The sequence below is a fragment of the Caproiciproducens galactitolivorans genome (assembly GCF_029266045.1).
GTDB classification, from domain to species: Bacteria; Bacillota; Clostridia; order Oscillospirales; family Acutalibacteraceae; genus Caproiciproducens; species Caproiciproducens galactitolivorans.
Map to the genome: position 1 here is coordinate 417,815 of NZ_JAJUFJ010000001.1, position 24,944 is coordinate 442,758.

At 46.8% G+C, this 24,944-nt stretch carries 26 protein-coding genes and 1 tRNA gene; 2 read left to right on the forward strand and 25 right to left on the reverse strand.

Features of this window, described 5'->3' with window-relative positions:
• Positions 1–79 precede the first annotated feature (79 nt).
• The 17 genes from P9B68_RS01995 to P9B68_RS02075 all read right to left on the reverse strand — a co-directional run bounded on the left by P9B68_RS01995 (position 80) and on the right by P9B68_RS02075 (position 13,646).
• The gene (locus P9B68_RS01995) at positions 80–730 is read right to left on the reverse strand and encodes a hypothetical protein (RefSeq protein WP_135657077.1); all 651 of its coding nucleotides are present in this window, start codon (positions 728–730) and stop codon (positions 80–82) included.
• Between the two features lie 80 nt (positions 731–810).
• Positions 811–1,827 (reverse strand): ATP--guanido phosphotransferase, encoded by a 1,017-nt coding sequence (locus tag P9B68_RS02000; protein ID WP_277668358.1) that lies wholly within the window; start codon positions 1,825–1,827, stop codon positions 811–813.
• Positions 1,820–2,314: a UvrB/UvrC motif-containing protein gene (locus P9B68_RS02005; protein WP_135657072.1), complete on the reverse strand. Its 495-nt coding sequence runs from the start codon at positions 2,312–2,314 to the stop codon at positions 1,820–1,822. The genes P9B68_RS02000 and P9B68_RS02005 overlap by 8 nt, the downstream gene beginning before the upstream one ends.
• Before the next feature lie 49 nt (positions 2,315–2,363).
• Positions 2,364–2,633 (reverse strand): hypothetical protein, encoded by a 270-nt coding sequence (locus P9B68_RS02010; RefSeq protein WP_167875132.1) that lies wholly within the window; start codon positions 2,631–2,633, stop codon positions 2,364–2,366.
• Between the two features lie 2 nt (positions 2,634–2,635).
• A complete protein-coding gene (locus tag P9B68_RS02015) occupies positions 2,636–2,893 on the reverse strand; it encodes a TIGR03905 family TSCPD domain-containing protein (RefSeq protein WP_135657070.1) in 258 nt (85 codons plus the stop codon).
• A gap of 15 nt (positions 2,894–2,908) precedes the next feature.
• A complete protein-coding gene (locus P9B68_RS02020) occupies positions 2,909–3,748 on the reverse strand; it encodes a PHP domain-containing protein (protein WP_277668359.1) in 840 nt (279 codons plus the stop codon).
• An 82-nt stretch (positions 3,749–3,830) separates the two neighbouring features.
• Positions 3,831–4,628, reverse strand: coding sequence for an ABC transporter permease family protein (locus tag P9B68_RS02025; protein WP_277668360.1), 798 nt, complete (start codon positions 4,626–4,628; stop codon positions 3,831–3,833).
• Positions 4,625–5,533, reverse strand: a complete 909-nt coding sequence (locus tag P9B68_RS02030; RefSeq protein ID WP_277668361.1) for an ABC transporter ATP-binding protein — start codon at positions 5,531–5,533, stop codon at positions 4,625–4,627. The genes P9B68_RS02025 and P9B68_RS02030 overlap by 4 nt, the downstream gene beginning before the upstream one ends.
• Positions 5,534–5,638: 105 nt before the next feature.
• Entirely contained in the window at positions 5,639–6,817 is a 1,179-nt protein-coding gene (locus tag P9B68_RS02035) for a SpoIIE family protein phosphatase (RefSeq protein ID WP_135657061.1), read from the reverse strand.
• Complete coding sequence (locus P9B68_RS02040; RefSeq protein WP_277668362.1) at positions 6,814–8,526, reverse strand: [Fe-Fe] hydrogenase large subunit C-terminal domain-containing protein; 1,713 nt, start codon at positions 8,524–8,526, stop codon at positions 6,814–6,816. Before P9B68_RS02040 ends, P9B68_RS02035 begins: the two co-directional genes overlap by 4 nt.
• A gap of 21 nt (positions 8,527–8,547) precedes the next feature.
• Positions 8,548–8,793: a (2Fe-2S) ferredoxin domain-containing protein gene (locus P9B68_RS02045; protein ID WP_277668363.1), complete on the reverse strand. Its 246-nt coding sequence runs from the start codon at positions 8,791–8,793 to the stop codon at positions 8,548–8,550.
• Between the two features lie 263 nt (positions 8,794–9,056).
• On the reverse strand, positions 9,057–9,857 hold the full coding sequence (locus P9B68_RS02050; protein ID WP_277668364.1) for a hypothetical protein: 801 nt from the start codon (positions 9,855–9,857) through the stop codon (positions 9,057–9,059).
• Positions 9,851–10,549 carry an ABC transporter ATP-binding protein gene (locus P9B68_RS02055; RefSeq protein ID WP_135657413.1) on the reverse strand — a complete coding sequence of 233 codons (699 nt, stop codon included), beginning with the start codon at positions 10,547–10,549 and terminating at the stop codon, positions 9,851–9,853. Before P9B68_RS02055 ends, P9B68_RS02050 begins: the two co-directional genes overlap by 7 nt.
• Entirely contained in the window at positions 10,549–10,917 is a 369-nt protein-coding gene (locus P9B68_RS02060; protein ID WP_135657051.1) for a GntR family transcriptional regulator, read from the reverse strand. Before P9B68_RS02060 ends, P9B68_RS02055 begins: the two co-directional genes overlap by 1 nt.
• 385 nt (positions 10,918–11,302) lie before the next feature.
• On the reverse strand, positions 11,303–11,890 hold the full coding sequence (locus P9B68_RS02065) for a hydrolase (protein WP_135657049.1): 588 nt from the start codon (positions 11,888–11,890) through the stop codon (positions 11,303–11,305).
• Between the two features lie 175 nt (positions 11,891–12,065).
• On the reverse strand, positions 12,066–13,313 hold the full coding sequence (locus P9B68_RS02070; protein WP_277668365.1) for a [Fe-Fe] hydrogenase large subunit C-terminal domain-containing protein: 1,248 nt from the start codon (positions 13,311–13,313) through the stop codon (positions 12,066–12,068).
• 258 nt (positions 13,314–13,571) lie between these two features.
• Positions 13,572–13,646: transfer RNA gene (locus tag P9B68_RS02075), tRNA-Thr, on the reverse strand.
• Positions 13,647–13,812: 166 nt separating this feature from the next.
• Between P9B68_RS02075 and P9B68_RS11710 the strand changes: the two genes are divergently transcribed.
• Both P9B68_RS11710 and P9B68_RS02080 read left to right on the forward strand, forming a co-directional pair.
• Positions 13,813–14,277 (forward strand): helix-turn-helix domain-containing protein, encoded by a 465-nt coding sequence (locus P9B68_RS11710; protein WP_135657045.1) that lies wholly within the window; start codon positions 13,813–13,815, stop codon positions 14,275–14,277.
• A 131-nt stretch (positions 14,278–14,408) separates the two neighbouring features.
• Positions 14,409–15,011, forward strand: a complete 603-nt coding sequence (locus P9B68_RS02080; protein ID WP_135657043.1) for a DUF4364 family protein — start codon at positions 14,409–14,411, stop codon at positions 15,009–15,011.
• Positions 15,012–15,043: 32 nt separating this feature from the next.
• On the opposite strand, the gene P9B68_RS02085 is transcribed toward P9B68_RS02080, so the two are convergent.
• The 8 genes from P9B68_RS02085 to ftsH form a co-directional block, all read right to left on the reverse strand.
• Complete coding sequence (locus P9B68_RS02085; RefSeq protein WP_135657041.1) at positions 15,044–15,307, reverse strand: pro-sigmaK processing inhibitor BofA family protein; 264 nt, start codon at positions 15,305–15,307, stop codon at positions 15,044–15,046.
• Positions 15,308–15,310: 3 nt separating this feature from the next.
• Entirely contained in the window at positions 15,311–15,580 is a 270-nt protein-coding gene (locus tag P9B68_RS02090) for a DUF2508 family protein (RefSeq protein ID WP_135657038.1), read from the reverse strand.
• Between the two features lie 94 nt (positions 15,581–15,674).
• Entirely contained in the window at positions 15,675–17,789 is a 2,115-nt protein-coding gene (gene rnr / locus P9B68_RS02095; RefSeq protein ID WP_277668366.1) for a ribonuclease R, read from the reverse strand.
• A 92-nt stretch (positions 17,790–17,881) separates the two neighbouring features.
• A complete protein-coding gene (gene secG / locus P9B68_RS02100) occupies positions 17,882–18,127 on the reverse strand; it encodes a preprotein translocase subunit SecG (protein ID WP_135657034.1) in 246 nt (81 codons plus the stop codon).
• Between the two features lie 233 nt (positions 18,128–18,360).
• Positions 18,361–20,589, reverse strand: a complete 2,229-nt coding sequence (locus tag P9B68_RS02105; RefSeq protein ID WP_277668367.1) for a DNA gyrase/topoisomerase IV subunit A — start codon at positions 20,587–20,589, stop codon at positions 18,361–18,363.
• 44 nt (positions 20,590–20,633) lie between these two features.
• Positions 20,634–22,613: a DNA gyrase/topoisomerase IV subunit B gene (locus P9B68_RS02110; RefSeq protein ID WP_277668368.1), complete on the reverse strand. Its 1,980-nt coding sequence runs from the start codon at positions 22,611–22,613 to the stop codon at positions 20,634–20,636.
• 42 nt (positions 22,614–22,655) lie between these two features.
• Positions 22,656–22,946, reverse strand: a complete 291-nt coding sequence (locus P9B68_RS02115) for a hypothetical protein (RefSeq protein WP_135657028.1) — start codon at positions 22,944–22,946, stop codon at positions 22,656–22,658.
• 99 nt (positions 22,947–23,045) lie between these two features.
• Complete coding sequence (gene ftsH / locus P9B68_RS02120) at positions 23,046–24,944, reverse strand: ATP-dependent zinc metalloprotease FtsH (protein WP_277668369.1); 1,899 nt, start codon at positions 24,942–24,944, stop codon at positions 23,046–23,048.

Consider the following 24,944-nt stretch of genomic DNA (forward strand, 5'->3'; position numbering starts at 1 on the left):
AACCGCCGGAGAAACCCTTCTCCGGCGGTTTTTTAATAAAGCGGAGCCGCTCTCGCAGCTCCGCTTTTACATTACGATTTTAAGTTGATTGCTGTAATTTCAAAATATGCGCATCCAAAAGCTGTTTGAACAAATCATTTTTGCGCACGTTTCCCTGTAAATCCTTATATTGAACGGGAACATAATATTGGCTTTCTTTTTGCTGTTTCAAAAACAGGAGCGCTTCTTCCCTGCCATGTTTTTTCGCGATTACATCCGCCACCTTGATCGCATTCATTGCACTGTACGGGGCAAGACGGTACGCTTCCATAAAATTCAACAGGGCCGCATCCAAATGGCCAAGCCCCTCCTGTGCTTTTGCCAGATCAACCAAAACGGAAGCCCGTTGTGCGGAAGCATAATTCACCGTAATCCCGTTTTCCACTTTAATCCGGTTCGGAAGTTCGTTCCAACTGGCAGTACGCAAATACTCTCCAGCATACTTTATTGTTTCATTATAATATTTTTTCCCTAGCCAGCTGTATGCTTTTTCAATTAGATAGAGATGTTTCGGTGTTTTCGGTTCGCCGCAAAGCTCGATGATTTTCAGCAAAATTTTTTCCCTGTCACGAATTTGGTGAATCAAGCGCTTTGCTTCTTCTTCAAATGCGCGGCGGTGTGGTATCGCTTCCCCTAAAAGGGAAAATAGTGCCGCAGCCAAATCTGCATTTTCTTTTTTTAAAATTGACATAACCTACCCCACCTTATCTTTGAATTTCGTGTCACACTCCTCATTTCTATTATATCGCACTTTTACATAAAAGGAAATATTCATTTTTTTAATATTTTACGAATTTGATCTGCACGCAGGATCCGTCGTTCGTTCTGCGTCAGTTTTCTTCCGCTCCGTAATGTAAGCGTGGCGGGCTGCATCGCAATCATCAGCCGGTTAAGCTGATCGCTGTTAACATCTTCAATCAGACCTGTGGAAATACCGAAACGGACGTTGGAGGCAAGCTGCAAAAATTCCTCATATCCCATCATTTTCGCGCTTTGCAAAAGGGCAAACGAGCGGCTGACAGCATCCTGTATTTCCGGTTTTTCCACGAGTTCTTCCCATAAGCCTCGTTCCTGATGGACAAGCTGTGTCGCAATGCTTTTCAAATTTGCGATTGCCTCCTGCTCGGAAAGCCCAAACGTCACCTGGTTGGAAAGCTGATAAACCGCCCCTTTGGGGCCTTCCCCCGCTCCGAAAATACCACTAAGGGAGAGGCCCAGTTTGGAAAGGTTCGAGGAAAGCCGGGTAATGCCGCCGCTTTCATGAAGAGCCGGTAGGTGCAGGATTAAAGATGCACGCATACCTGTGCCAAGAAGAATCGGGTTCTGCGTTAAGTACCCCAGGTCTTTATGAAACGCAAAATGAAGGCTCCGATTGAAAATGTCATCCAATATATCCGCCTTCTGGTACGCATTTTCAAGGTCATGGTCCCATAAATAGACCCGAATATGGATGTGGTCTTCCTCGTTTACCATAATGCTTATGGATTCATCGTCTGTTATAAAAACCCCGCGGCCGCTGCAATCCGAAATGAAATCTGCGCTGACCAGATGCCGTTCCACAAGCGAAACCGCTTCCGTTTTGGACAGACCTTCCATATCAATATAGCGAAGGATATGCGCGAGCGCCTTGTTTTCTTTAACCGCTTCCTTTGCCCTTTGCACCACGTTCAACCGGTCGCTGCGGCTCATGCGGGCAGGAAAGGGGATTCCGTTCAGATTTCTCGTAAGATGAACGCACGTACTGATTACAACATCTCTATCGTACTCGTTTTCCCGTAAATTATCCACGCCTTTCTCCCCCTTCCAATTCCTTAATCCGGTCACGCAGATTTGCAGCCTGTTCGAAATTTTCCATTCGGATTGCCTCGCGCAGTTCACGGCGCATTAAACTGAGCTGCTCTTGCGGAGGCGTTCTTATCATACCTCCGCACGGCATTTTTCCCCGGTGTTTCGTATTGCCGTGAACGCGCTGGATTAAGGGGATGAGCCTGTCGTAAAAAGTATGGTAGCACTCTGCGCAGCCAACTTTCCCGCTGCGTACAATATCATTAAAAGAAGCGCCGCAGCATTCGCACCGAACAAGATCCGTCCGTTCGAATTCGCCGAAAAATTCACCCAGAAGGCTACCGTAATTGCATCCCAATTCCGTTAAAAGGTTCCCATACCCCAACCTTTGCGCGCATTCCGCGCAAAGCAGGTATTCCGTTAATTTTCCGTTTATGATCTTTTTCACGTGAGTTATAACAGGATTTTTCCCGCAGGATTCACACAGCATAAAACCACCTCATATTATATTATAAAATATCCATAAAATTTTATAAGAATTACAAAGCACAGATAGCTCTCCACAAAAGGAATAAAAAATTGTAACACGTTTTGTTCCTACGCAATATTATATACTGTAAACTGAAAGGAGGCAAACAATTATGTGTAACAATGGATTTGGCTTCGGTGGCGGCTGCTCTTGGATTATCATCCTTATCCTCATTATCTTCTGCTGCTGTGGTGACAATAACGGATGCGGATGCAACAACAACAGTTGCTGCTAAAAGCGCAAAAAGGGGCTGCGACGAAAATCGCAGCCCCTTATCCATTCTTATTTCTCCTTCTTCCCCATCACCTGAGATAATGCTACTGCAAGCTGATCCGGGCAGGAGGTTGGTCGAAAACCGCACTTGATCCCTTTCAGCCGATCAATTACCTCTTCAGCCTTCATTCCTTTTACAAGCGCAGCAACGCCCTTTGTATTCCCGTTACAGCCGCCTACAAACTCTACCGATTTTATAATGTCGCCATTCAACTCAAGCACGATTTCGGTGGAACAGGTTCCTCTAGTTTTATAGCGATAGTTCAAATAAATCACCCGCTGTTATTTACTCAATTTTACTTTTGCTTTTTTTAATTCGTTGATCTGTTCGTCCGGTGTTAAACAAGTTCCGATCGGGGTTTTGTTCTTTGTGTACATGCCATGAAAATCGGTGCCGCCTGTCATTACCAGACTATATTTTTTCGCAGTCGCCATAAAACGTTCTTCATCGCCCGGTTTGTTGCGGGGATGCCAAACCTCTACTCCTTCGATTTCATGGTCTCTGGCAAGCTGCTCCAGCAAATCATAGCTGTCGTATTCGCCCGGATGGGCCAAAACGGCAACACCGCCTGCCTCATGCACCTGCCGGATCACATCGTGGACATCAGGGTAACGAACAGGATAATAGGCCAAGCCTACTTTGGAATTAAATAGTTTATAATAAGTTTCGCCAAAAATATCGCTCGCATATCCAGCGTCAACAAGCGCATGCATAATATGCTGTTTGTAAATATTCGTGCTGCCCTGCGCGCGGCGCATTATCATTTCCGCAGTGATCGGATAAAGTCGCATAACCTTCTGGATCATAATGCACGAAGCACGGCGCCGACGGTCGCTTATCCGTTTGCACAGTCCTTCCAAGCGATCCGTATTATCACACAAATAACATAAAATATGCGCCTTTCTCCCTGTAGCTGGGTCTACCGTAGAAAATTCCGCCCCGGAAAGTACTTCAACCCCGTGTCTATCTCCAAAAATCTTTGCTCTCGTGGATCCCGCAAATGTGTCATGATCAGTAACGGCAATCGTGGGAATGCCATGCGTTTTGGCAAGTAGAACAACCTCATCAATACCAACTGACCCATCGGACATCTTGGTATGACAATGCAAATCTGCGGCCACTTAATCACCTTCCAGTCTTAATCTATTTCTATGTATTACAAATATATTATAATACATTCTACGGATTAAGGCAAATACCGTCTTATTTCAACAGCTTTTCCGGGGTGAATAACCGCGCGGCAAAAAGCCAGAGAAGAAGGTCGGCGGCGATGACTACGGCCGCTGCAAGCAAAAGAAACAGCGCATTTAACTGAAACAGCCCTGTAAACTGCCCGACAAAAAGAAGAATCAAGGGAAGAACAATGTAGCCCGACGTTTGAATGGATTCCATGTAGCTTTTGCTTTTTCCGGAAACCAGAACCATGAATACGACGCCGAATACGGTAATGGCCGGAGCAAGCAAAAAAATCAGGATCAGCCAGTTCCAATTCAGGAAAAACGGCATTTGCAGAAGAATATCGCCTACCGAAATCACAATGGAAAAGGCGACGAAGGAAATGGCGGTGCAAATTGCCGAAAGGAAAATACAACCAAAAACTTTTGCTTTAAAAATCGATTTTAAACTCATCGGTGTAAGAAGCAGGGTTTCAATCGTACTGCGTTCCTTTTCCCCTACAAAGCTGCACGCCGCCGACACGCTTGAACTCATTAAAGGGATCATTAAAAAGAACATCGGGCAGATCATATTCGTCATTACATAGAACATACTCTGCTGTAATGTATAACCGGCCGCTTCCTTCGGAAGCAGCTTCAGCATCTGATCCGCGCCGTTTATTTGATCGGACGGAACAAAACAAATAATCGCAACATACAGAACCGGGAGAAAAACGGCCATAATCACCGGCACAAGAATCATTGTATTGCGAACCATCTTTGTGCTCCAAATCGCGCCAAAATCCTTTTTTACAACCGCCTGTTCCGGCAACGTCAGCAATTTCATTGTTCCACCTCCCGGCGCTGCGTATATTGAAAATAAACATCCTCCAGCGTAGGCCTTACAAGACGCGCTTCATAAAGGTCGTGTCCGGAGTCGATCAGCTTCCGGACAAGCCCGGGCATTTCCTCATCGCTGCGGACTTCGGTGCGCCACCATTCCCCGGCTTTTTGAAATCCCTTTGGCGCCTGCCCCTGCGCAAGGCGGAATTCCGCGGTAATACGGCAACCGATGCTTTTACAAAGCGTGGGAAGATCGCCCGCCGCCAGCAGATTTCCTCTTTCCAGAATCCCATAAGCATCGCACAGGTCCTGCGCGTAACGGAGCTGGTGTGTACACAGAAAAACCGTAACGCCGGCATTCCGCGCCAAGGATAGGATCATTGCGTTTACGGTTTGGGCGGATTCCGGATCCAGCCCGCTGGTGGGTTCGTCCAAAAAAAGAACGCGTGGACGGTGAACCAGGGAGCGCGCGAGCGACAAACGCTGCGCCATACCAGTAGAATATTCACTCAGTTTCTGGTCGCGGGCATCCCACAAATCCAAGCTTTTCAGCAATTCGTCCGCCCGTTGGTCGCCCTCCTGCCGATCCATGCCAGCTGCCTGCGCAAAAAACTGAAGATTCTGCCTTCCGGTCATTTGGCCGTACATCCTCGCCGTTTCCGTCATTACTCCGCAAATCCGGTGAACGTCGCAGGGGCGTTCCATCGGAGACATATCAAACACGGTACACGTACCCTTCGTAGGCTTCAAAAGCCCTGTAAGCAGCTTGACCGTTGTTGTTTTTCCCGCTCCATTCGGGCCCAAAAAGCCAAAGATGCCACCCTGCGGGATATCGAGGCTTAATCCATTCAGAGCGGTTATTTTTCCATCGTAGGTTTTCGTAAGGTTTTCCATATGAATCGCAGCCAAGAGAATTCCCCCTCTCTTTATATATTCTTGGGAATTACCATTCATTTTAATCTTAGGAAAGCTATGGCGGTTCTTGCATATTTTCAAACATTTCCCGGCTCAGAATTAGTAATAGTTTTTCTCGACATTCTTTCCAAGCTGCTGAACCAAACCACAAAGCTCCTCGATAAGCTTGACCTTAATACTCAGGTCAGCCGGAAGGCCGGGGTTCTGGTGCGCGGGATTCACCGCTTTTCCGATATAGACCGTTAAATCCGTACAATCCTCTAAAAGCATCTTTGCCAGCATAGCGGCTCCGTTCGGTTCGTCAAGCCTGCGGAAATAATAGGAATCCGGCTCTTTTGATATGTAATTTCGCAGGATCTCCACTACCCGGGTCAGCGTTAAAACACCTTCGGTAACAAGGTCGATCCCTTCAATCCTTCCGGTCGGCGGGATATCTGGATCGGTATAGTTGACTGTAGTTTCCACCTTGCGGTTCAACACCCTGGCGACGATATTTGCGCTTGTCCCTCCGCAGACTATCCGTTTGCCCGGAGTGGTCATAAAATCATGCACCATGCGGCCGTCGTCTTCCTTTCGGACAGGCGGCCCGGAAAGCAAATTCAGTACGCTGCGCGGTTCGATCTTCAAAATCAAACCGGTGGAATCGTCTCCCGGCTTTCCAAGATAGAATTCATTCACAGCCTCCGACAGCGAAACCGCCAGCCGGGGCGCGGAGGTCTCTTTCTGCGATGTTCTGGCAAGCCATGTGGATACATTATCCCAGTTCCAGCCAAAATTCAGCGCCTGCCCCACTCCGGCATAAATCACTCCGTCGCTGACAAGAGAAATCAGATCACCGGGTTGCACGGAAAAGCGGCTTACTGTAACATTTTTCCCGGCACATTCCATGACTTCGGAGCAATCCTGCAGAGAAACCACTTTTCCGCCGCGTACAAAGATACAGGGCGGGTTGTCAAACTCGACTAGTGAAGCCTTGCCGCTGTCCGTTATTTTAATCACGCTGAAGGTAGAATAGGCAAGCTTGCGCTCATTGCACACAGGCAGTGTCTTGGCAACCGTTTCTACTGCCTCGACCAAAGCCGCGCCCTCTTCCAGCATGGTGGAAAGGATACTGCTTGTCAATGTGGAAAGGATATTCGCTTTCACCCCGCTGCCAAGCCCGTCCGCAAGCACAGCGATGATCGCGTCCTTTGTCCTTCGAATCTGAACCTTGTCGCCGCAAAGTTCTTCGCCGTACTTATTCAAGCTCCGATATGCCGCGTCAATATGCATCTTCATTGATTATCCCCATCAAACACAATCATATTTTTCAGTTTCGTCAGCGTCACCTTCGTCTCCGCTGTGGTTTCACCAAGCAGGCTGGCAATCTGCTGGGCAGCGACCATCTGTTTGTCGATAACCTTCTGGGCCATTTCCATGGTATCCTTCCGGAGCCGGTACTTATTTTCCAGCTCCGCTTCCTCACGGGTAATATCCTTGAAAATGCCCATTGCGATGTTTTCCTTTTCTATGTAAACAATGGTCTGCATCGTCGTGATTCCGTACTCTTTAAAATGGACCTTTTTATCTGGTAAGGATTTCTTCTCATCAAACACATTCTGAAAATCGTAAGAATCCATAATTTCATAAATACATTTCTGCAAAGCTTCATGCCTTGTCATTTTAAACGCCTTTTCCGCCGCGGCGTTAAACTCAATGATATTTAAGTCTTTATCCACAATCAGCGTAATATTGGGTGTTTCCGTCAAAACACAGTTGGAAAGCGATTCGGCGCGCTCCTTCATATACGGCATACACATGGTCAGCTCCGCCCGGTTCTGGTAAACCGCAATCGCCTTGTCGCGGCAGGTGGGGTAGCCGCAGGAACCGCAGTTCAATTCATCTTCCGGCGATTCTTTTCCTATTTTGGATAAAATCAAGCGAATGGTTTCTTCGTCCGGAATTTCTTCTTTGATCGAGCGATCCAAAAAGCGCTTTTTTAACGGGATAACTTCCGGCAGACCGGGATAATCCCCTTCGTCCTGTTTTGCGTAGTTCCGGACTTTGATAAGGGATGAAAAACGGGATGCAGAATCTTTTAGGGAGATCGGCCCGTTAATGCAGCCATCCGTACACATGTTGACTTCGATAAAGCAATGGTTCAATTCGCCGCGTTCCAATGCCATGCAAAGATCGATAACTTCCCCCGAACCGCTCACGCTGAGCATTTTCCATTCGCCGGTATCGCCAATCGCACGCAAGGAAGCCAGGATTCCTTGGGAAATCGGATACATGCGCAGGATTTTTGAACTGGAATTCAGAAAGGATGCTACCGGCGCATCCATAATCTGAATCCCGTCCTGCTCCAGCCAGTTGGCCAAATCATCGAAGGTGAGCACGGCGCTTACCTCGCTGTTGTGGCGAAGGTCGGCGGCTTCATCAATTTTGGCAATGCATGGGCCGGCGAAAACGACATGCACCCCGCTGCCATAGGTTTTCTTCAATAGCCGCGCATGGGCGATCATGGGGGAAACAACCGGAGCCATTTGTGGAATCAGAGAAGGATAGTACAGCTCAATCAGCCTGTTCACCGATGGACAGCAGGTTGTAATAATATTTTTCATTTCGTTTTTCTGCATCAGCTTATGATATTCTGCGGTTACGTACGCCGCCCCCATGCTGGTTTCGGCAACTCCGTAGAACCCCAGTTCTTTCATTGCGCCGGCAAACTTTTTCGCCTCATCAAACGCAAACGAACCAATATAAGAAGGGGCAATGGAAAGAATGACCTTTTCGCCCTTCCGAATCAGTTCTTTTACCAATGCGATATCGCTGTTCAATGTCTTCGCATTCTGCGGGCACTGCTCCAGACAGGTACCGCACAAGACACATCTCCGTTCGATAATCTGTGCCTGTGCGTTTTCAACCTTAATAGATTTGACAGGACACACCTTCACGCATTTATAGCAATTTTTGCAGTTCGCCGCCTTCAGTCCGATAATTGCCATCCGATCCACCCCTTTCCGCCTTTAATTAATTCTCTTCAGAATTACATCGTTAAAAAACAAATCCGCATTGAGCGGGGCGACATTGAAACGGTCGCTGTCCACGCAGACACAAACACCGTTTTTCGAACATTCCCCCATGCAAAAGGATCCCTTCAGGGTTATTCTATCCTCCAAACGGTGCAGAGTAATCAGCCGTTCCAATATTTTAATAACGTCACGCGATCCCTTCAAATGACAGGAGCTTCCTACACATATCGTAATCTCCAAATCTGTCATCCTTTCGTTCTATATTGGCTACCGATATGCACCGCCGGGAGCCGCAGTAAAGCCTTTATTTTGTGCCTTTCATGCTCTTTCATTATAAATTTTTTACAATGATATTTCAATATAAATCAAGCATTTCCAGCGGTTCACGCGCATTATCCGGCCGAAAGGCAGAATTCACAAAGGAAAAGTGAGCAGTCGAAGCTTTATAAGGACAAATTTCTTAAAAAAAGGCGCGTTTTGCAACGCGCCTAAAGTCGTTTCCATTATTCCAGATTTAATTTCTTCCGAAGCATCCATTCCGTAAAGAAATAGAAAACCACGCCCATCACCACCATATAGGCTATTAAACCAAACAAAACTGTTTGCGCCAACTGCACCTGAGCGAGTTCTCCCGCTCTTATCATTGAATCAAAATATTGCGAAATACTTTTTTCACATGTAGACATGATAATCGACATTATGATCTGCTGGATGACACCGAAGCCAAGGTATGCGCCTACGCCGGCCAAAAGCTTATGTTTGGAACTCATATTGCCAACCGTAATCGCTGCGTAGATTTCAAGCGTAACACTAAGAATTCCAATTATGACAAAAAGAATGGATTCCAAAACTAGAACATATCCGTTGAAACCAATCTTATTTAATACTCTCATCAATTCATTCACAAACCGATGTAAAGACCATATGGTTGTTTTATCGATCGACATAATAAAGATTGAAACCATGGAAACTAAGAAGCTTAAGATGGTCCACATGAGGGTCACAAGCATTTTCGAGTCAATATGGCTGTGAATCCTTACAGGCAGGGTAAAGGACAAGTATCCCTCATCGGTTAAAAGACTCTTGTTAAACCGCTGTATGGTTACAACCAGCGTCACCACACATAAGCCAATAATGATGAAAACAAAAACCGTTGCGGCAATTGCCCGCGGGATTCTCAGCAATTCGGAATTTACCGCCATAAAAAATTTATTAAGCAATGCAAAGACAATTAAAAGCGCATACATTGGGAGAAATATCCGGCTGGTCGCTTTTATTTCGTATTTTAAAAGCTTTCTTAGCATTTGAATACCTCCCTAAACAACGCGTCCACGCTCTTGTTTTCATTTTCACGGATATCATCAACAGTGGAGACCAAAACAATGTTTCCCTGATTAATAAAAATGACCTCATCCAGAATTTTTTCAACATCCGCAATCAGATGCGTAGAAATGATAACCGTAGCTTCCGGATTGTAATTGCCGATAATCGTGTCCAAAATGTAATCCCTTGCCGCGGGGTCCACACCGCCGATGGGCTCATCCAGAAGATAAAGTTGGGCTTCCCGGCTCATAACCAGAATCAACTGCACCTTTTCTTTGGTTCCCTTGCTCATCGTTTTCAGCCGCAGGGACGGATTCACGCCAAGCCTTGCAAGCATATCATAAGCCTTGCCCTTGTTAAAATCCTGATAAAAATCGCTGAAAAAGCCGATCATATCGTTTACCGTCATCCAATCGTTCAGGTAAGTACGCTCCGGCAGATAAGAAACGATTTTTTTCGTTTCGATCCCCGGCTCCATACCGGCAATTAAAATTTTTCCGCTTGTTGGCTGAATAAGATCGTTCGCCAGTTTAATCAAGGTACTTTTGCCGCTTCCGTTCGGGCCGAGCAGCCCGACGATTTTCCCTTTCGGCACGGTCAGATTTACTGAATTTAGTGCCAGACACTTGGGATAAAATTTGACCAGGTTCTGACACTCCAGAATATTCTCCATCATTCTTCCTCCTCTGCTGTCTTCTCAAGAAGTTGTATCGCCTGCTTTGTATCATAGCCGAGATTCCGCATATTCTCTATAAACTCTTTAATCAGCCCCTGAGCAAGGTTATTTTTGATTTGCATGATCCGCTCCACATCCTCTGTTACAAATCTGCCGCTTGTTCGCTGCGTATAAAGTAGCCCGTCATTTTCCAATTGCGCCAGCGCCCGTTGCATCGTGTTTGGATTCACCGACGCTTCCCCGGCCAGATCCCTCACCGACGGCAGTTTTGAGCCGGCAGGGTATATCCCAGATACGATCAGCAATTCAATTTGCTCAACCAACTGCGAATAAATCGGCCTGTCGGATTTGAGATTCCAAGCCATAAATCCACCCCCTCATCTGTATTACTGTACTAATAATCTAATACAATAATACACCTTTTTTATTTTTTGTCAACCTGTTTTCTGAAGTTTTTTTAATTTTTATTGATTTATTACCTGCCGCGTAAAGGAACCGAGCGAAGACTTCGAGCGGGACACAGCAAGTTAGCGGTCGTATTGTCTGCCGCACGAAAGCGCCGCGTTTTTGCTGAGCCCGTGCATTTTATTATTCATTCGAACATTTATCTAACCTCCGTATAAACTGTATTATTGTGTTGATGTACTAGTCGATTAATACAATAATATATCATTTTTTGCATTTGTCAAGTCTTTTTTATTTCTGACGCGCAAAAAAGAGCCGGGAATTTCTTCCCGACTCCTTCCTTTTCTATTTCCCGTGTACTACGGAAGTTCCTTTTTCACGCAAATACGTACTTTCCAAGTCTGCAAGATGCAGTTTTACGGCGATTGGATACTTCTGCCACGCCAAACCAATGGAAAAGCTTCCACCCCGCACAGATTCATCAAAGCCGCCCATATGCCACCGGATCGCGATCGCTTCGCTGGTTTTCAAGCGCAGAAAGCGTTCAATCAAAAATACGGACTTTTCGCCATGCCCGTAAGGATAGCTATCCTCAATCGAATAATAGGGGCGCTTTTCCCACACACCGGTTTCCTCATTTTTCACATTACGGGTGCTTTCTTTGTAAAACTGCGCCTTACATACATCGTGCAGGAGCCCGCAGATTGCAAAGCTTTCTTCATTATCCGTTTCCGGTTGAAAGTGCTTTTCCATCATTACATGATAAACGCTGAGGCTGTGCTGGACAAGGCCACCCAAGCAGGCGCAATGGAATTTCGTGCTGGCCGGAGCGGTAAAAAAGTCCGTCGTTTTTAGCCATTCCAGTAGCTCCGCACTACCCGGACGCGTAATTTTCGACCGATATATTTCTTCAAACTCTTCCTTAAATCCCATGAAAATGCCCCCATATGTATGTTGTAAATTATCGAATTAATAATTTCCAAGCTGCCCGCTGCTTTCCCAATTTCAGCCCGGCAAAGCAACGGCTGCTTCCGCTTTCAACTTTAAATTATTAATTGGACTCATTATAACATAGATTCGGGGGCATTCCCAGCAATTCAACTGTATTTTAGAATTTCCTTGTAAAAATACGATTGTCTTCCAACAGGCTTTCTACTGTATCAAAGCCAAGCCGGTTCAAAAGCTCAATAACATAGGGATTGTCGATCGGCGTTTGATACGCGGCTTTTTCACCATATTTATTTACGTTTTCTCTACCTTCCTCGCGGGAAATCAAAATTCTCGGCCCGCCGACACAGCCGCCGACGCAGCCCATCCCTTCCAGAAAATTCGCATCGATTTTGCCGGCTAGCAGATCATTAATCATTGCCTTGCAGGCGGGTACGCCGTCCGCCTTACACGCGCGTACCGTAATTTTGCGCTCGGGGCTGAGACGCTTGGATGTACTTTGAACCGCTTCACTAACTCCCCCGCTCCTCGCGTATATTCTGCCCGCCCGTGATGAATGGTCACGTTCATCCTCTGGTAAATCCGCCAGGTTTATTTGGGCAAAATCGAACACATCCTTCATTTCTTGAAAGGTAAGTACATAATCGGTCGAATCGGACACATCCGATTCGCGCGCTTCCGCCTTTTTGGCAAGGCAGGGACCGATAAAAACCGTAAGCGCGTCGGGATGAAGAAGCTTAATTGCCCTGCCGCACGCAACCATCGGCGATACTGCGCCCGGAACATGCGGAAGCAATTCATGATAAACCTTTCGGATCATCGAAATCCACATGGGGCAACAGCAACTGGTAAGCTGAAAATCGCTTTCCTTCACAATATTCTTGTTAAACTCAAGCGCTTCCTTCAAAGTCAAAATATCCGCAAAAAGAGCTACCTCGATCATTCCGGCAAACCCAAGCATTTTGAAAGCGGTGCGGAGCTTTCCGGGTGTTACCTCTTTGCTGAACTGGCTGATGAAAGCCGGGGCGATCATTGCATACACAGGCGCCTTTGAAGCATGCACGGCCGCCAGCGCCGGAAGAATATCGCGGCTGGCTGTAAGGTTTTTCATCTTACATTGATCGATGCACTCGGAGCAGCCCACGCAACGGCTGGGATCAATCTCCAAATTGCCCTTATCATTTCGGTAAAGTGCGTCAAAAAGGCATTTTACCCCGCAATTCTGACCGTATTCAGGACAGTCGCAGTCGTTGATCCGTATGACCGGCGCATACTTTTTGGGATATAACAGGCAGTCCAGATGATGCGGGTCAAAATCTTCCTTGTGAAGATTTTCAAGTTCTTCAGACTGTCTGTTTTCTACGGACGCTTTTACAAGACGATTGTACAATTCATTAAACGTTGTCATTCCGTCGCCCCTTTTCACTGAAAATAGTTTTTCCAGTATGCGATTTTTCAACCCGATTATAGCACATTTTTGTATTCAAACGAAGTATTCTGGAAATTTTCTCAAATTTCTAATAATTTTAACTATAACTGCAAATATATGATATATTGTAAAAACTCGAATGAAATAAACATAATTATATTTGAGTAAGAAACAAATTTTATTTTTATGGTATATAAAAATATATAAAAAGACTCCCGTTTTCGAAAAACGGGAGTCTGGAGCTACTGGTCAGAATCGAACTGACAACCTGCTCATTACGAATGAGCTGCTCTACCATTGAGCCACAGTAGCAAAATGTGAGATTTTAACATCTGTCTCAATCGCTGACTAAGTTATTATACAAAATCAAATCGGAATCGTCAAGCCCCTTTTTAGATTTTAAGCAGAAAAACGTTAATTAAGGTGAATTATTGTCACGTTATTATTATTATTCATGTATAAAATTATATAATCTAAAATGAACAGACGTTTTCATTACTTTCATTACTTTAGAAAAGTGGTGTTACCAATTATTGAAAAGATTCATATTAATGAAAGACTTCGAGAGCTAAGAATAAAAAGCGGTTACACGCAGGTGCAAATTGCGGAGATATTAAATATTGACCGTTCTACATACTCTTATTATGAAATTGGTAAGACAACGCCCGATGTGACCGTCTTAATAACGCTAGCAAAAGTATTCAATATTCCAATTGAAAACTTACTCTCCGACGAGGGTTCACAGGAAATTGTATCTGACAGCGAATTGAAAACGAATTACATCCAAAGCAAAAAAAATTCGAGTCATATTTACGAACTTTCTAGTGATGAACGAATTCTCGTCGGGGCTTTCCGATCATGCTCTGTGGAAGGGCAGAAAAAGATTATGGCTTACATCAAAAACATATTGAAAAAGAAGCCACATAACAAAAAACAAGATTGAAAGTACTTTGTTAATATGATAAAATAAGAATAGTGTGAAAATAGGAGTCAAAGCATATCCCTGCTCCGATAATTGGCGGAGCTAGGTCGCTTTGGCTTTTTTTGCATAGAAACAAATCGGAGGTGCTTGTTATGGATTATAACGCCTTTACCGGAGGTATCGAGCCGGGCGGACTCAGAAATAAAAATGAAATTCGTATTTTAATCTGTTATCTTCTGTCAAGCGTGGATGTCCCCCTGTCTAAAACCGATATTTTAAATATAATACAGGATAATGGGTTGGCAAATTATTTTGAAGTAACGGACTCGCTGGCCGAACTTGTGGAAAAGGGAAACCTGGTTATAAGCGGAGAAAACAACGATCTGTATTCCGTAAGCCAAACCGGGCGCTTAATAGCCAAACAGCTCGATAAGGATCTTCCCCCGGTGGTACGGGACAAAGCAGTCGCGGCGGCAATCCGCCTGCTGGCAAAGACAAAAAGAGAACGCGAAAACAAAGTAGAAATTATAAAAACGGAACGGGGTTATAACGTAACTTGCCATATCTCCGGCGGAAAAATGGACTTAATGAATTTTACCCTGCATGTTCCCGATCTGTACCAAGCAAACATGGTTAAGAATAATTTTCACCAATCCCCCGAAGACGTATACCGGATGCTGCTGGCGCTGGTCACAAATGACCGCGAAATGGCTGCAGGCATCCTCGGCGCAAAGCTAAAACCTGCACAAAAATAGAACGGGCAAAATCGCCCGTTCTTTTTTTACCGTCATTTGATAATTAAATTGAGCAGGAGGAGCATGGTAACCCCGGGAATACCTGCGGCTCCCGAAACGCCAATGGTCAGCGGGCTTAACGGCAGGCTGACACCGGTAAAAAATCCGGTCAGATTCACAGCCGCAAGGGCGCAAAGCCCTGTCAGGACTCCTCCGGCGGCACGCTGCACCGGCTTGGGCGCTTTTACGATGACCTGAATCAGTACCAAAAGCGCGAAAACACCGCACAAGCTAAGCGGAACAACCCAGTTAGGCAATGGTTATCCCCCCTGTCCCTTGCAGATAAGGGGCGCATTGATACCTTTAAGCCGCGCCTGTTTCAGTAAGTAACGGTAACGGGACTTCAGCGATTCCCGTTGATAAATACAGGCTTCAATCAGGTTCTCATCGCTTTCTAATGCAAACCAGCTTTCGTTGCAGGCCATTAGACGGCATACTTCCTTGATTTCATCCATGATTCTGTCTTTATCTTGATTTTCCTGAACGGCTGTGCAGTCAACATGCTGTACAAGCTTTAAAACAGATTCCATACCAACATTACCGCCTTTCGGTTAATATTATGTTAGTATGATGAGCATTTATTCCAAAAAATATACCAATTACTCTATTTTTATCCTTTTATTGTTATTCCGTCGCTCCAATATTAGGAACAAAGTCGATTCTACCGCTCGCGACATCCGCCGCCACAACCTGCACGGATAAAGGCTGGCCGATGGTAAGCCTCCGGCCGGTGTTTTCATCAACCTGCGTAATCACCCCGTCAAAATGGAATTTTGCCCCCTCAAAGCTGTCAACCGGAACAAAGCCTTCGACGGAATTCGGAAGCTCGACAAATACGCCGCGCTGGGTTACCCCGCTGATAATGCCGTCGTAGCATTCACCAATATGCTGGGTCATATATTCCGCCATGTAACAGCTTTCCGCGCTTCGTTCGGCCTGCATGGCCCGCACTTCCGCTGCCGAAGATTCTGACGCCGCCACCTTTGCAAACGCCTCGTACCGCCGAACCAGCTCCTTTTTATCTTTCGTTTTTAACATAGCGGAAAGGATGCGATGGATTGCGGTATCCGGATACCGCCGGATCGGCGAGGTAAAATGGCAGTAATCCGCAAGCGCAAGCCCGAAATGGCCGATTGGCGCGGTATCGTAGCGCGCTTTCGCCATGGTTCGCAGAAGTTGATGGGAAATCACCTTTTGTGCGGGCGTCCCGCTTGCCTGACGCATAATATCGGCAAAATCGGCAGTCCTTATCTCCCCGTCTTTCTTCAGCCGCTGTGCGTTCAATCCGAGCGCGCCGACAAGATCCGCCAAAGCTGCCACGCGCTCCGGATCCGGCTGTTCATGCACGCGGTATACAAACGGGATTCCGTTTTCTTTTGCAAACTTCGCGGCCGCTTGGTTGGCCGTAATCATCAATTGCTCAATCATCTGTTCGGCCTCGCCCGTTTCACGCGATTCCACACCAATACAGATGCCTTCTTCATTCAGCGTGAATTTCGATTCCGTGCTTTCCAAATCTACTGTGCCGTTTTTAATAGAACGCGCTTTCAGAATATTGGCCAATTCTCGCGCCGCATTCAAGGAACGGATAACCGGCGCGTATTTTTTACGCAATTCCGCATCGGCAGTTTTATTAAATAACTGATTCACCTCGGAATAAACGCCGCGTACTTTAGAATTAATCACACTCTTTTTAAACTGGTAAGATAAAATCGTCCCTGTTTTGTCCAGCTCGATGATCGCAGAAAACGTCAGCTTGTCCTCCCCTGCGTTCAGGGAGCACACGCCGTTGGAAAGCTCTTTCGGGAGCATGGGAATCACACGGTCGGCAAAATAAACAGACGTACCCCGCTCCAGCGCCTCGGTATCCAGCGCGCTGCCTTCCTTGACATAATGGCTTACATCCGCGATATGCACGCCAAGCTTGTAACCCTTTTTCGTCCTGCTTACAAAAATTGCGTCGTCCAGATCCTTTGCATCCGCGCCGTCGATTGTACAGATATTGGTTTTCCTTAAGTCCAGCCTTCCCTTTAAATCCTGTTCTGTAATAACCTGACCGGAAATCTTTCTTGCCTCTTCCAGAACCTCTTCGGGAAAACGGCTTTTGATTCCGTACTGGTCAATAATTGCGTCCGCGCAGATTTTGGCGCTTCCAGAACTGCCGTAAGCTTTGACAATCCGGGCAGACAACCGGGAAGTTTTAGGCGTCCGATGGATTTCTGCCTGTACCTTATCCCCATCCTTCAAATGCTTCGCGGAATTTTTCTCTACCGGCAGACGGTAGCGTATGGCGCCGTCCGGGATCAATTCGCAAAGGCCTGCACCGCAGGACAATGTTCCGGTAATGGTACGGCTGCTCTTTTCCGAAATCGAATGAACGTCGGCGCTCGGCCCTTTTGCGCTTTCTTTAACATTTTTCAATAAAACCGTATCCCCAATAAAGGCTTTATTTAAATGATTCACGTGGATAAACAGGTCCTCGCCGCCGTCTTCCGGGCGCGCAAAAGCAAAGCCCTTCGACAAAGAAACAATCTTCGCCTTTATGGTTTTCTTTTTTTCCACAGGCCGGATCCGGTGTTTTTTGCTAACCGAAACCGCCCCCTCGCATTTCAATTGATTCAGGGCATTGTAAAAGCCTTTTTTATTTTTTATCTTCAGCTTTTTCATTAGTCCCCGGGAAGTAATACTTTCTGGATAGTGCTGGAAATGCTCCAGTATTTTAATTTTTAAATCTTCCACTCTTTTCCCCCATCTCAAGCAAAACGTTCCGGCATCTGTCCGCCCTGATTTAAACAAGAAAAGCCCCGCACAAAGCGGGGCTTTTAACAATTTTACTTAAAATACATGTAAGCGTTCACGCCGATTACAAGTAAGAAAAAGCCAATCGCAATCACTTTTGTCCATCGGGCAAGGAACGAATCCACCGAACGGGCGCTATTCTTTGAAAGGAAAGTATCCGCACCGCCTGTAATTGCCCCAAGTTGCTGCTGATGCCCTTCCTGAAGAAGAACGATTACTGTTATTGCAAGTGAAAATAATAATAGAATAACTCCGAATATGACTTCAACGACTGTCATAGCGCACCTCCGAAAATACTACATAACAACTTTATTTATAGTATCACATAATGCGCTTCATTGCAAGCATATTTTATGTGATACGGCGAGATTTATGCATATCGGGCGAAATAACGGGTAATCTATTGATGGACCTGCCGAAGTGTTTGCGTTTGCTGCTTTGACAGGACCCGCTGCTGGATTGCTATTGGCTTTTCAGCGGCGTTTTATTTTTTTTACCCGCCCGTTCCCGTTTACAGTTTGAGTTGTTCCCCCGCTGTTTCCTCTGCGGCGGGAATGGAACCGGCCGCCGGGATATTTTTACGGTACCGGTTTGGATTTACCAGCATATCCTCGTGGAAACGTTCCGCCTTCAGCAATCTGCTGCCTTTGCGAAGCGTCATAACGGATACACCCTGCGTATTGCGCATGGTTTTGCTTTGAATGGCCCCGGTGTGCACCAAAAGGATGCGCCCCTGTAAGGACGTGAGAAGGAATTCGCAATCTTCCTCTACATATTCGATTGCTACCAGAGGGGATTTATCACTATACGCATTTAAGAGCTTGCGGCGGTTGGTTTTGGTGGCATAAGCGGACATATCCACCTTGGCAATCTTCCCGTTTGCAAAAAAGAACAGCATATAGCCGTTATATTCGTGGGTTACCGCCATGTAAACCGCATTTTCCCCTTCGTCCATCCCAAGCTTCGCCGGAATATACTCCCCTAGGACACTTGCCTTGGTATCGCCAAAATCGCTGGCCTTAGCTTTATAAACCTGACAACGGTCGGTAAAGAAAAGAAGGTCAGCGGTATTGGTATCCTCCAAATGCTGGGTTACCTCATCGTCCTCTTTCAGTTTTTGGTCCCCGCTCATGCGCAGGGACTGCGGGGTAATTTTCTTGAAATAGCCTTCCTTTGTGAAGAACAGGTTTACAGGATAATCCGGTATATCCTCTTCCTCGGAATATTCCTCGATTTCATCCTGATAAATAATCATTGTTTTGCGCGGCTGGCCATATTTTTTTGCGATCTCGCCCAGCTCTGAAATAATCACGTTTTTCACTTTGGATTTACTATCCAGAATGGACTGTAGCTCCGCAATATCCTTTTCAAGCTGGCTGATTTCTTCCGTGCGTTTCAGAATGTATTCCCGGTTCAAATGGCGGAGCTTGATTTCCGCAACATATTCCGCCTGTAATTCGTCAATTCCGAAACCGATCATCAGGTTTGGCACGACCTCCGCTTCCTCTTCGGTTTTGCGGATAATCGCAACCGCTTTGTCGATATCGAGCAGGATTGACCGCAGGCCCTTAAGCAAATGGAGCTTATCTTTTTTCTTCGTCAAATCATAGAAGGTTCTGCGGCGAACACATTCAATCCGGAAGGCCGTCCATTCTTCCAGCAGCTCGCGCACGCCCAGGACACGCGGTGTCCCGGCGATAAGCACGTTGAAATTGCAGGAAAAGCTGTCTTCTAAGGGAGTGAGCTTGAAAAGGCGCTGCATAAGCTTTTCCGGTTCCGTACCGCGCTTAAGGTCGATGGTAATTTTCAGTCCGCCAAGACCCGTTTCGTCGCGAATATCCGAAATTTCCTTGATTTTCCCCTGCTTTACCAGATCGACGATTTTTTCCACGATTGCTTCTACTGTGGTTGTCGGCGGAATCTGTGTAATATCAATGCAGTTTGCGCTTTTATCGTAGGAATAACGCGAACGGATACGCACGCTGCCGCGTCCTGTGCGGTAAATTTCCTCTATGGCTTTGCGATCGTAAATCAACTGCCCGCCGCCGGGAAAATCCGGCGCCAAAAGCGTGGAGGAAATTTCATGCTCCGGATTGCGCAACAAGGCAACGGTTGTCTGGCATACTTCGTTCAAATTAAAGGGGCAGATGGAGCTTGCCATGCCAACGGCGATTCCTGTGTTAGCATTCACCAGAATCGTCGGGAATGCCGCCGGCAGAAGCTTCGGCTCCTTTAAGGTATTATCGTAATTGTCGACAAAATCGACGGTATCTTTATCAATATCGCGGAAAAGTTCCTCGCAGATATTGTCCAGACGCGCCTCCGTGTAACGGGAGGCCGCCCACGCCATATCGCGGGAGAAAAACTTACCGAAGTTCCCTTTGGAATCCACATATGGATGCAAAAGCGCTTCGTATCCGCGGCTCAGGCGCACCATGGTATCGTAAATCGCGGAATCGCTATGCGGATTCAGCTTCATCGTCTGGCCTACGATATTGGCGCTTTTGGTTCGTGCGGAACCCAAAAGCCCCATTTTGTACATGGTATACAACAACTTGCGATGGGACGGCTTAAAGCCGTCAATCTCCGGAATCGCACGGGATAAAATAACGCTCATCGCATACGGCATATAGTTCGTTTCCAGCGTATCGGTGATTTTCTGCTCAACGATCGCTCCTGCGCCTTCAATCACGCCGCGTGCCCGTGGAGCATCTGTCTGTTCATTTCTTTTTTTCGGCATCCTCTAAATACACCCACATTCATTACTATTTTTCCGTATTCAATTTAGCTGACATCCGCTGTGTCAATATAACAGTATCCGTTTTCCGCAATAAAATCCTTCCGACCGCTCAAGTTATCACCCAAAAGCAAATCAAACATTTCGCTTGTCCGCTTCGCATCGGTAGGCATAACCTTAATCAAGCGGCGCGTGGCGGGATTCATCGTGGTTAAATTCATCATGTCCGGCTCATTTTCGCCAAGTCCCTTGGAACGCTGAACCGTAAACTTCTTCGTTCCCAGCTTCTTTAGAACTTCTTCCTTTTCCTTCTCCGTATAAGCAAAGTAGGTTTCGTCCTTCGTAGTAATTTCAAACAGAGGGGATTCGGCAATGAACACCTTCCCCTGTTCAATCAGCGCGGGCGTAAGGCGGTAAAGCATCGTTAAAAGCAGCGTCCGAATCTGAAAGCCGTCCACATCGGCATCCGTGCACAGGATAATTTTATTCCAGCGTAACAGGGACATATCAAAAGAGGAAAGGTCCTTGTTCGCCTTGGATTTCACCTGTACGCCGCAGCCCAGTACCTTAATCAAATCCGTTATGATGTCATTCTTGAAAATTTTATTGTAATCCGCCTTCAGGCAATTCAAAATTTTGCCGCGTATTGGCATAATCGCTTGAAAATTCGGGTCACGCGCCTGTTTGCACGCGCCGAGAGCGGAATCGCCCTCCACAATGAAAATTTCCCGCTCGTTTACGTCGCGGGAACGGCAGTCCACGAATTTCGCAACGCGGTTGGTAAAATCCATATTGGTGGTAAGCTTTTTCTTTATGTTCAGGCGCGTTTTCTCCGCATCCTCGCGGCTTCTCTTATTGATGAGCACCTGCATCGCAATCTTTTCCGCGTCCGCCGGATTTTCAATGAAATAGACTTCAAGCTGATGGCGAAGCATTTCCGTCATTGCTTCCTGGATTCCCTTGTTCGTAATCGCTTTCTTTGTCTGGTTTTCATACGAGGTGCGATTGGAGAATGAGGAAATAACAAGGATCAGACAGTCTTCTACGTCGGGAAACGTAATTTTACTCTCGTTTTTATTGTACTTTCCCATTTGCCTCAAATAGGAATCGATCTGATAAACAAAGGCATTGCGCACTGCTTTATCCGGCGCGCCGCCGTGCTCCAGCCAACTGGAATTGTGATAATATTCAAGCATTTTATTCCGGTTGGAAAAAGCCAGCGCAACATTGATTTTCGTCCTATATTCCGGCTTGTCCGCACGGTCGCGAACCTTCTTCTCCGTTTGCCAGAACTGCACCGGCGTCAGGCTGTCCTCCCCGGCAACTTCCTTCACATGGTCGACAATTCCATTCTGGTAAAGGAACTCGGTTTCCTCAAATTTATCGCCCACCTGGTTTCGAAATAAAAAACTGATACCATCGTTTACAATCGCCTGCCGTTTCAGGACATCCAGGTAATATTCAACCGGGACGTTGATGTCGGTAAAAACCTGAATATCCGGTTTCCAGCGAATAATGGAACCGGTATCCTTTTTATGATACGGTTCCTTATGCAGTCCCCCTATGTTTTCGCCGTGCTCAAAATGGAGGGTGTAACGGAAACCGTCGCGCCGCACCTCCACATCCATGTATTCGGAGGCATATTGCGTTGAACAAAGCCCTAGACCGTTTAAGCCGAGAGAATACTCATAGCTCTCATCGGAATCATTATTGTATTTTCCGCCGGCGTAAAGCTCACAAAACGCCAGCTCCCAGTTATACCGTTGCTCCTTTGGATTGAAATCGACCGGACATCCCCGACCATGATCCTCCACCTGAACCGAATTGTCGCTGAAACGAGTTATCACAATCTGCTTGCCATAACCCTCGCGCGCCTCGTCTATGGAGTTGGACAGTATTTCAAAGATGGAATGTTCACAGCCCTCTATTCCGTCCGATCCAAAGATAACCGCCGGGCGGCGTCGCACACGGTCGGCGCCTTTCAGGGATGAAATGCTTTCATTTCCATATTCCGCTTTTTTCTTCATTTACTATTCGCTCCTAAATTGCATAATCGAAATTCCACTCCGTCAAACACCGAAGCATACTTTGGTGAAAAGCGGCTTCGACACATCGTCCGTCCGCTGCGCGGAACACGGACAACCGCCCAGAAACGGCAATGTGGCTTTTGCAGTTTCCGGCGCAAGAATCTTAACACCGTCAAATATCGCATTTGCTTCTGGATTGCGCCGCCAATCGGGACGGCGCGCCGGCAAAAGGGTTTCATCGCAAAAACTTAAAAGCTTAAGCCGCGGCTGATCCGTCCGGCAGCACCCGGGATAATCGAAAACATCCTGCCATCCGGCAGAATTGCCAAGCATCGTACTGCCACAACGAACAGAACGCCAAATAGAAACCGGGTATATGCTTATAATAAATCACATCAAAAAGGGGAAATGCAGTAACATTCCCCCTGATCACTATTCTTCTGAAGGATTCGCCGGCTGTGCGTCCTTGGACAGTTCAGCTTGAATTTCGGGCTTGTGCTCCTCCATTAAAGCCCGAAACTGTTCGCCGCTCATCTTTTCGTGCTGGTAAAGGTACTGGGCTACCTCATGCAGCTTATCCATATGCTCTTTGAGAATACTTTCCGTACGGTTGTAAGCGGTTATCATTAATTTTCGGATTTCCTGATCAATCGCAGAAGCGGTTGTTTCGGAATAATTCCGTATGTGACCCATATCGCGGCCAAGGAACGGTTCTCCGTCATCCTGCCCATAGGTGATCGGGCCAAGTGCTTCCGTCATGCCGTACTTGGTAACCATGCCCCGAGCCAGCTTTGTCGCACGTTCAATATCATTGGAAGCTCCGGTCGAAATATCGTCCAGCGTAAGGGCTTCTGCGACACGCCCTCCAAGCAGGCTGATGAGTTCTTCCTGCATTTCCCTCCTCGTCTTGTAAGAACGATCCTCCGTAGGAAGATGCATGGTATATCCGCCCGCCATACCGCGCGGAATAATCGAAATCTGGTGAACCGGATCCTGTGTCGGACAGAAATAAGCGGCAACCGCATGCCCGCCTTCATGATAGGCGGTAAGCCTTTTTTCCTTTTCGGTCATGACGTGGCTCTTCTTTTCCGTACCGACGACAACCTTAATAGTCGCTTCTTCAATTTCCGCCATCGTAATGGCTTTCAGGCTCCTTCTGGCGGCCAGAAGCGCCGCCTCGTTCAAAAGGTTTTCCAAATCCGCACCGGTAAAGCCAGCAGTAGATTTCGCAATGGTTTTCAGCTCGACATCCGGCGCAATCGGCTTGCCGCGGGCATGCACCTTTAAAATCTCCTCGCGACCCTTAATATCCGGATAACCGACCATAACCTGACGGTCAAAACGTCCCGGACGCATTAAAGCAGGGTCAAGGATGTCCGGGCGGTTGGTTGCGGCAATCATAATAACGCCTTCGTTCGCTCCAAAGCCGTCCATTTCCACGAGCAGCTGGTTCAATGTCTGCTCGCGTTCATCGTGCCCGCCGCCGAGCCCGGCGCCGCGCTGACGGCCGACCGCGTCAATTTCATCAATAAAGATAATGCAGGGAGAATTTTTTTTCGCCTGTTCGAACAGATCGCGCACACGGGATGCGCCGACGCCGACAAACATTTCGACAAAGTCGGAGCCAGAAATCGAGAAGAACGGCACGCCGGCTTCCCCCGCAACAGCTCTGGCCAGCAACGTTTTTCCGGTGCCCGGAGGGCCTACGAGCAGCACGCCCTTGGGGATACGCGCGCCAAGCTCGTTATACTTCTTCGGGTTTTTCAAAAACTCGACAATTTCGCGCAACTCCTCCTTTTCCTCGTCCGCACCGGCTACGTCCGCAAAGGTGGTTTTACGCTTTTCATCGGCCATCTGCTTGATTTTCGCCTTGCCGAAATTCATCTGCTTACCAGCGTCGCCCATGCTGGAGTTCAGGCGCTTCATCATAAACCACCAGAACAAAACCATGACGCCCAGCGTGACAAGCATCGGAAGCATGCTGGCAAGCCAGGATGTCTCCGCCGGATGCTTCAGATTATAAATCATGGGGCTGTCCGGATGGTCTTTATCGTATTGCTCAAGGTATGGCTTAATATCCCTGTAAAGCAGTTCCGCATTCGGAGCCACATAGGAAATCTGCGTCTTATCCTTAAGCTTGATGATCATTTCGCCGCTACCCATATCCATGGAAAATTCCGTAACCTGCTGGTTTTTAAAATCGTGCAGGATATCAGAGTAATTAAAAGTCTTCTGGGGGCGGCTGCCATAAATCATCGCGATCAGGATAAACAGCAATATGGGAACTCCGATAAACAGAGCTATATTTTTGAGCGTTTTTTTATTATCCAA

What these genes read in the sequence shown, in the direction of transcription:
- P9B68_RS01995 (WP_135657077.1), bottom strand. Translation starts at nt 730, where the DNA reads ATGTCAATTTTAAAAAAAGAAAATGCAGATTTGGCTGCGGCACTATTT.
- P9B68_RS02005 (WP_135657072.1), bottom strand. Translation starts at nt 2,314, where the DNA reads ATGCTGTGTGAATCCTGCGGGAAAAATCCTGTTATAACTCACGTGAAA.
- P9B68_RS02010 (WP_167875132.1), bottom strand. Translation starts at nt 2,633, where the DNA reads ATGGATAAGGGGCTGCGATTTTCGTCGCAGCCCCTTTTTGCGCTTTTA.
- P9B68_RS02025 (WP_277668360.1), bottom strand. Translation starts at nt 4,628, where the DNA reads ATGAAATTGCTGACGTTGCCGGAACAGGCGGTTGTAAAAAAGGATTTT.
- P9B68_RS02035 (WP_135657061.1), bottom strand. Translation starts at nt 6,817, where the DNA reads ATGAAGATGCATATTGACGCGGCATATCGGAGCTTGAATAAGTACGGC.
- P9B68_RS02040 (WP_277668362.1), bottom strand. Translation starts at nt 8,526, where the DNA reads ATGGCAATTATCGGACTGAAGGCGGCGAACTGCAAAAATTGCTATAAA.
- P9B68_RS02050 (WP_277668364.1), bottom strand. Translation starts at nt 9,857, where the DNA reads ATGCTAAGAAAGCTTTTAAAATACGAAATAAAAGCGACCAGCCGGATA.
- P9B68_RS02055 (WP_135657413.1), bottom strand. Translation starts at nt 10,549, where the DNA reads ATGGAGAATATTCTGGAGTGTCAGAACCTGGTCAAATTTTATCCCAAG.
- P9B68_RS02060 (WP_135657051.1), bottom strand. Translation starts at nt 10,917, where the DNA reads ATGGCTTGGAATCTCAAATCCGACAGGCCGATTTATTCGCAGTTGGTT.
- P9B68_RS02065 (WP_135657049.1), bottom strand. Translation starts at nt 11,890, where the DNA reads ATGGGATTTAAGGAAGAGTTTGAAGAAATATATCGGTCGAAAATTACG.
- P9B68_RS02070 (WP_277668365.1), bottom strand. Translation starts at nt 13,313, where the DNA reads ATGACAACGTTTAATGAATTGTACAATCGTCTTGTAAAAGCGTCCGTA.
- P9B68_RS11710 (WP_135657045.1), top strand. Translation starts at nt 13,813, where the DNA reads ATGAACAGACGTTTTCATTACTTTCATTACTTTAGAAAAGTGGTGTTA.
- P9B68_RS02080 (WP_135657043.1), top strand. Translation starts at nt 14,409, where the DNA reads ATGGATTATAACGCCTTTACCGGAGGTATCGAGCCGGGCGGACTCAGA.
- P9B68_RS02090 (WP_135657038.1), bottom strand. Translation starts at nt 15,580, where the DNA reads ATGGAATCTGTTTTAAAGCTTGTACAGCATGTTGACTGCACAGCCGTT.
- secG (WP_135657034.1), bottom strand. Translation starts at nt 18,127, where the DNA reads ATGACAGTCGTTGAAGTCATATTCGGAGTTATTCTATTATTATTTTCA.
- P9B68_RS02105 (WP_277668367.1), bottom strand. Translation starts at nt 20,589, where the DNA reads ATGCCGAAAAAAAGAAATGAACAGACAGATGCTCCACGGGCACGCGGC.
- P9B68_RS02110 (WP_277668368.1), bottom strand. Translation starts at nt 22,613, where the DNA reads ATGAAGAAAAAAGCGGAATATGGAAATGAAAGCATTTCATCCCTGAAA.
- P9B68_RS02115 (WP_135657028.1), bottom strand. Translation starts at nt 22,946, where the DNA reads ATGCTTGGCAATTCTGCCGGATGGCAGGATGTTTTCGATTATCCCGGG.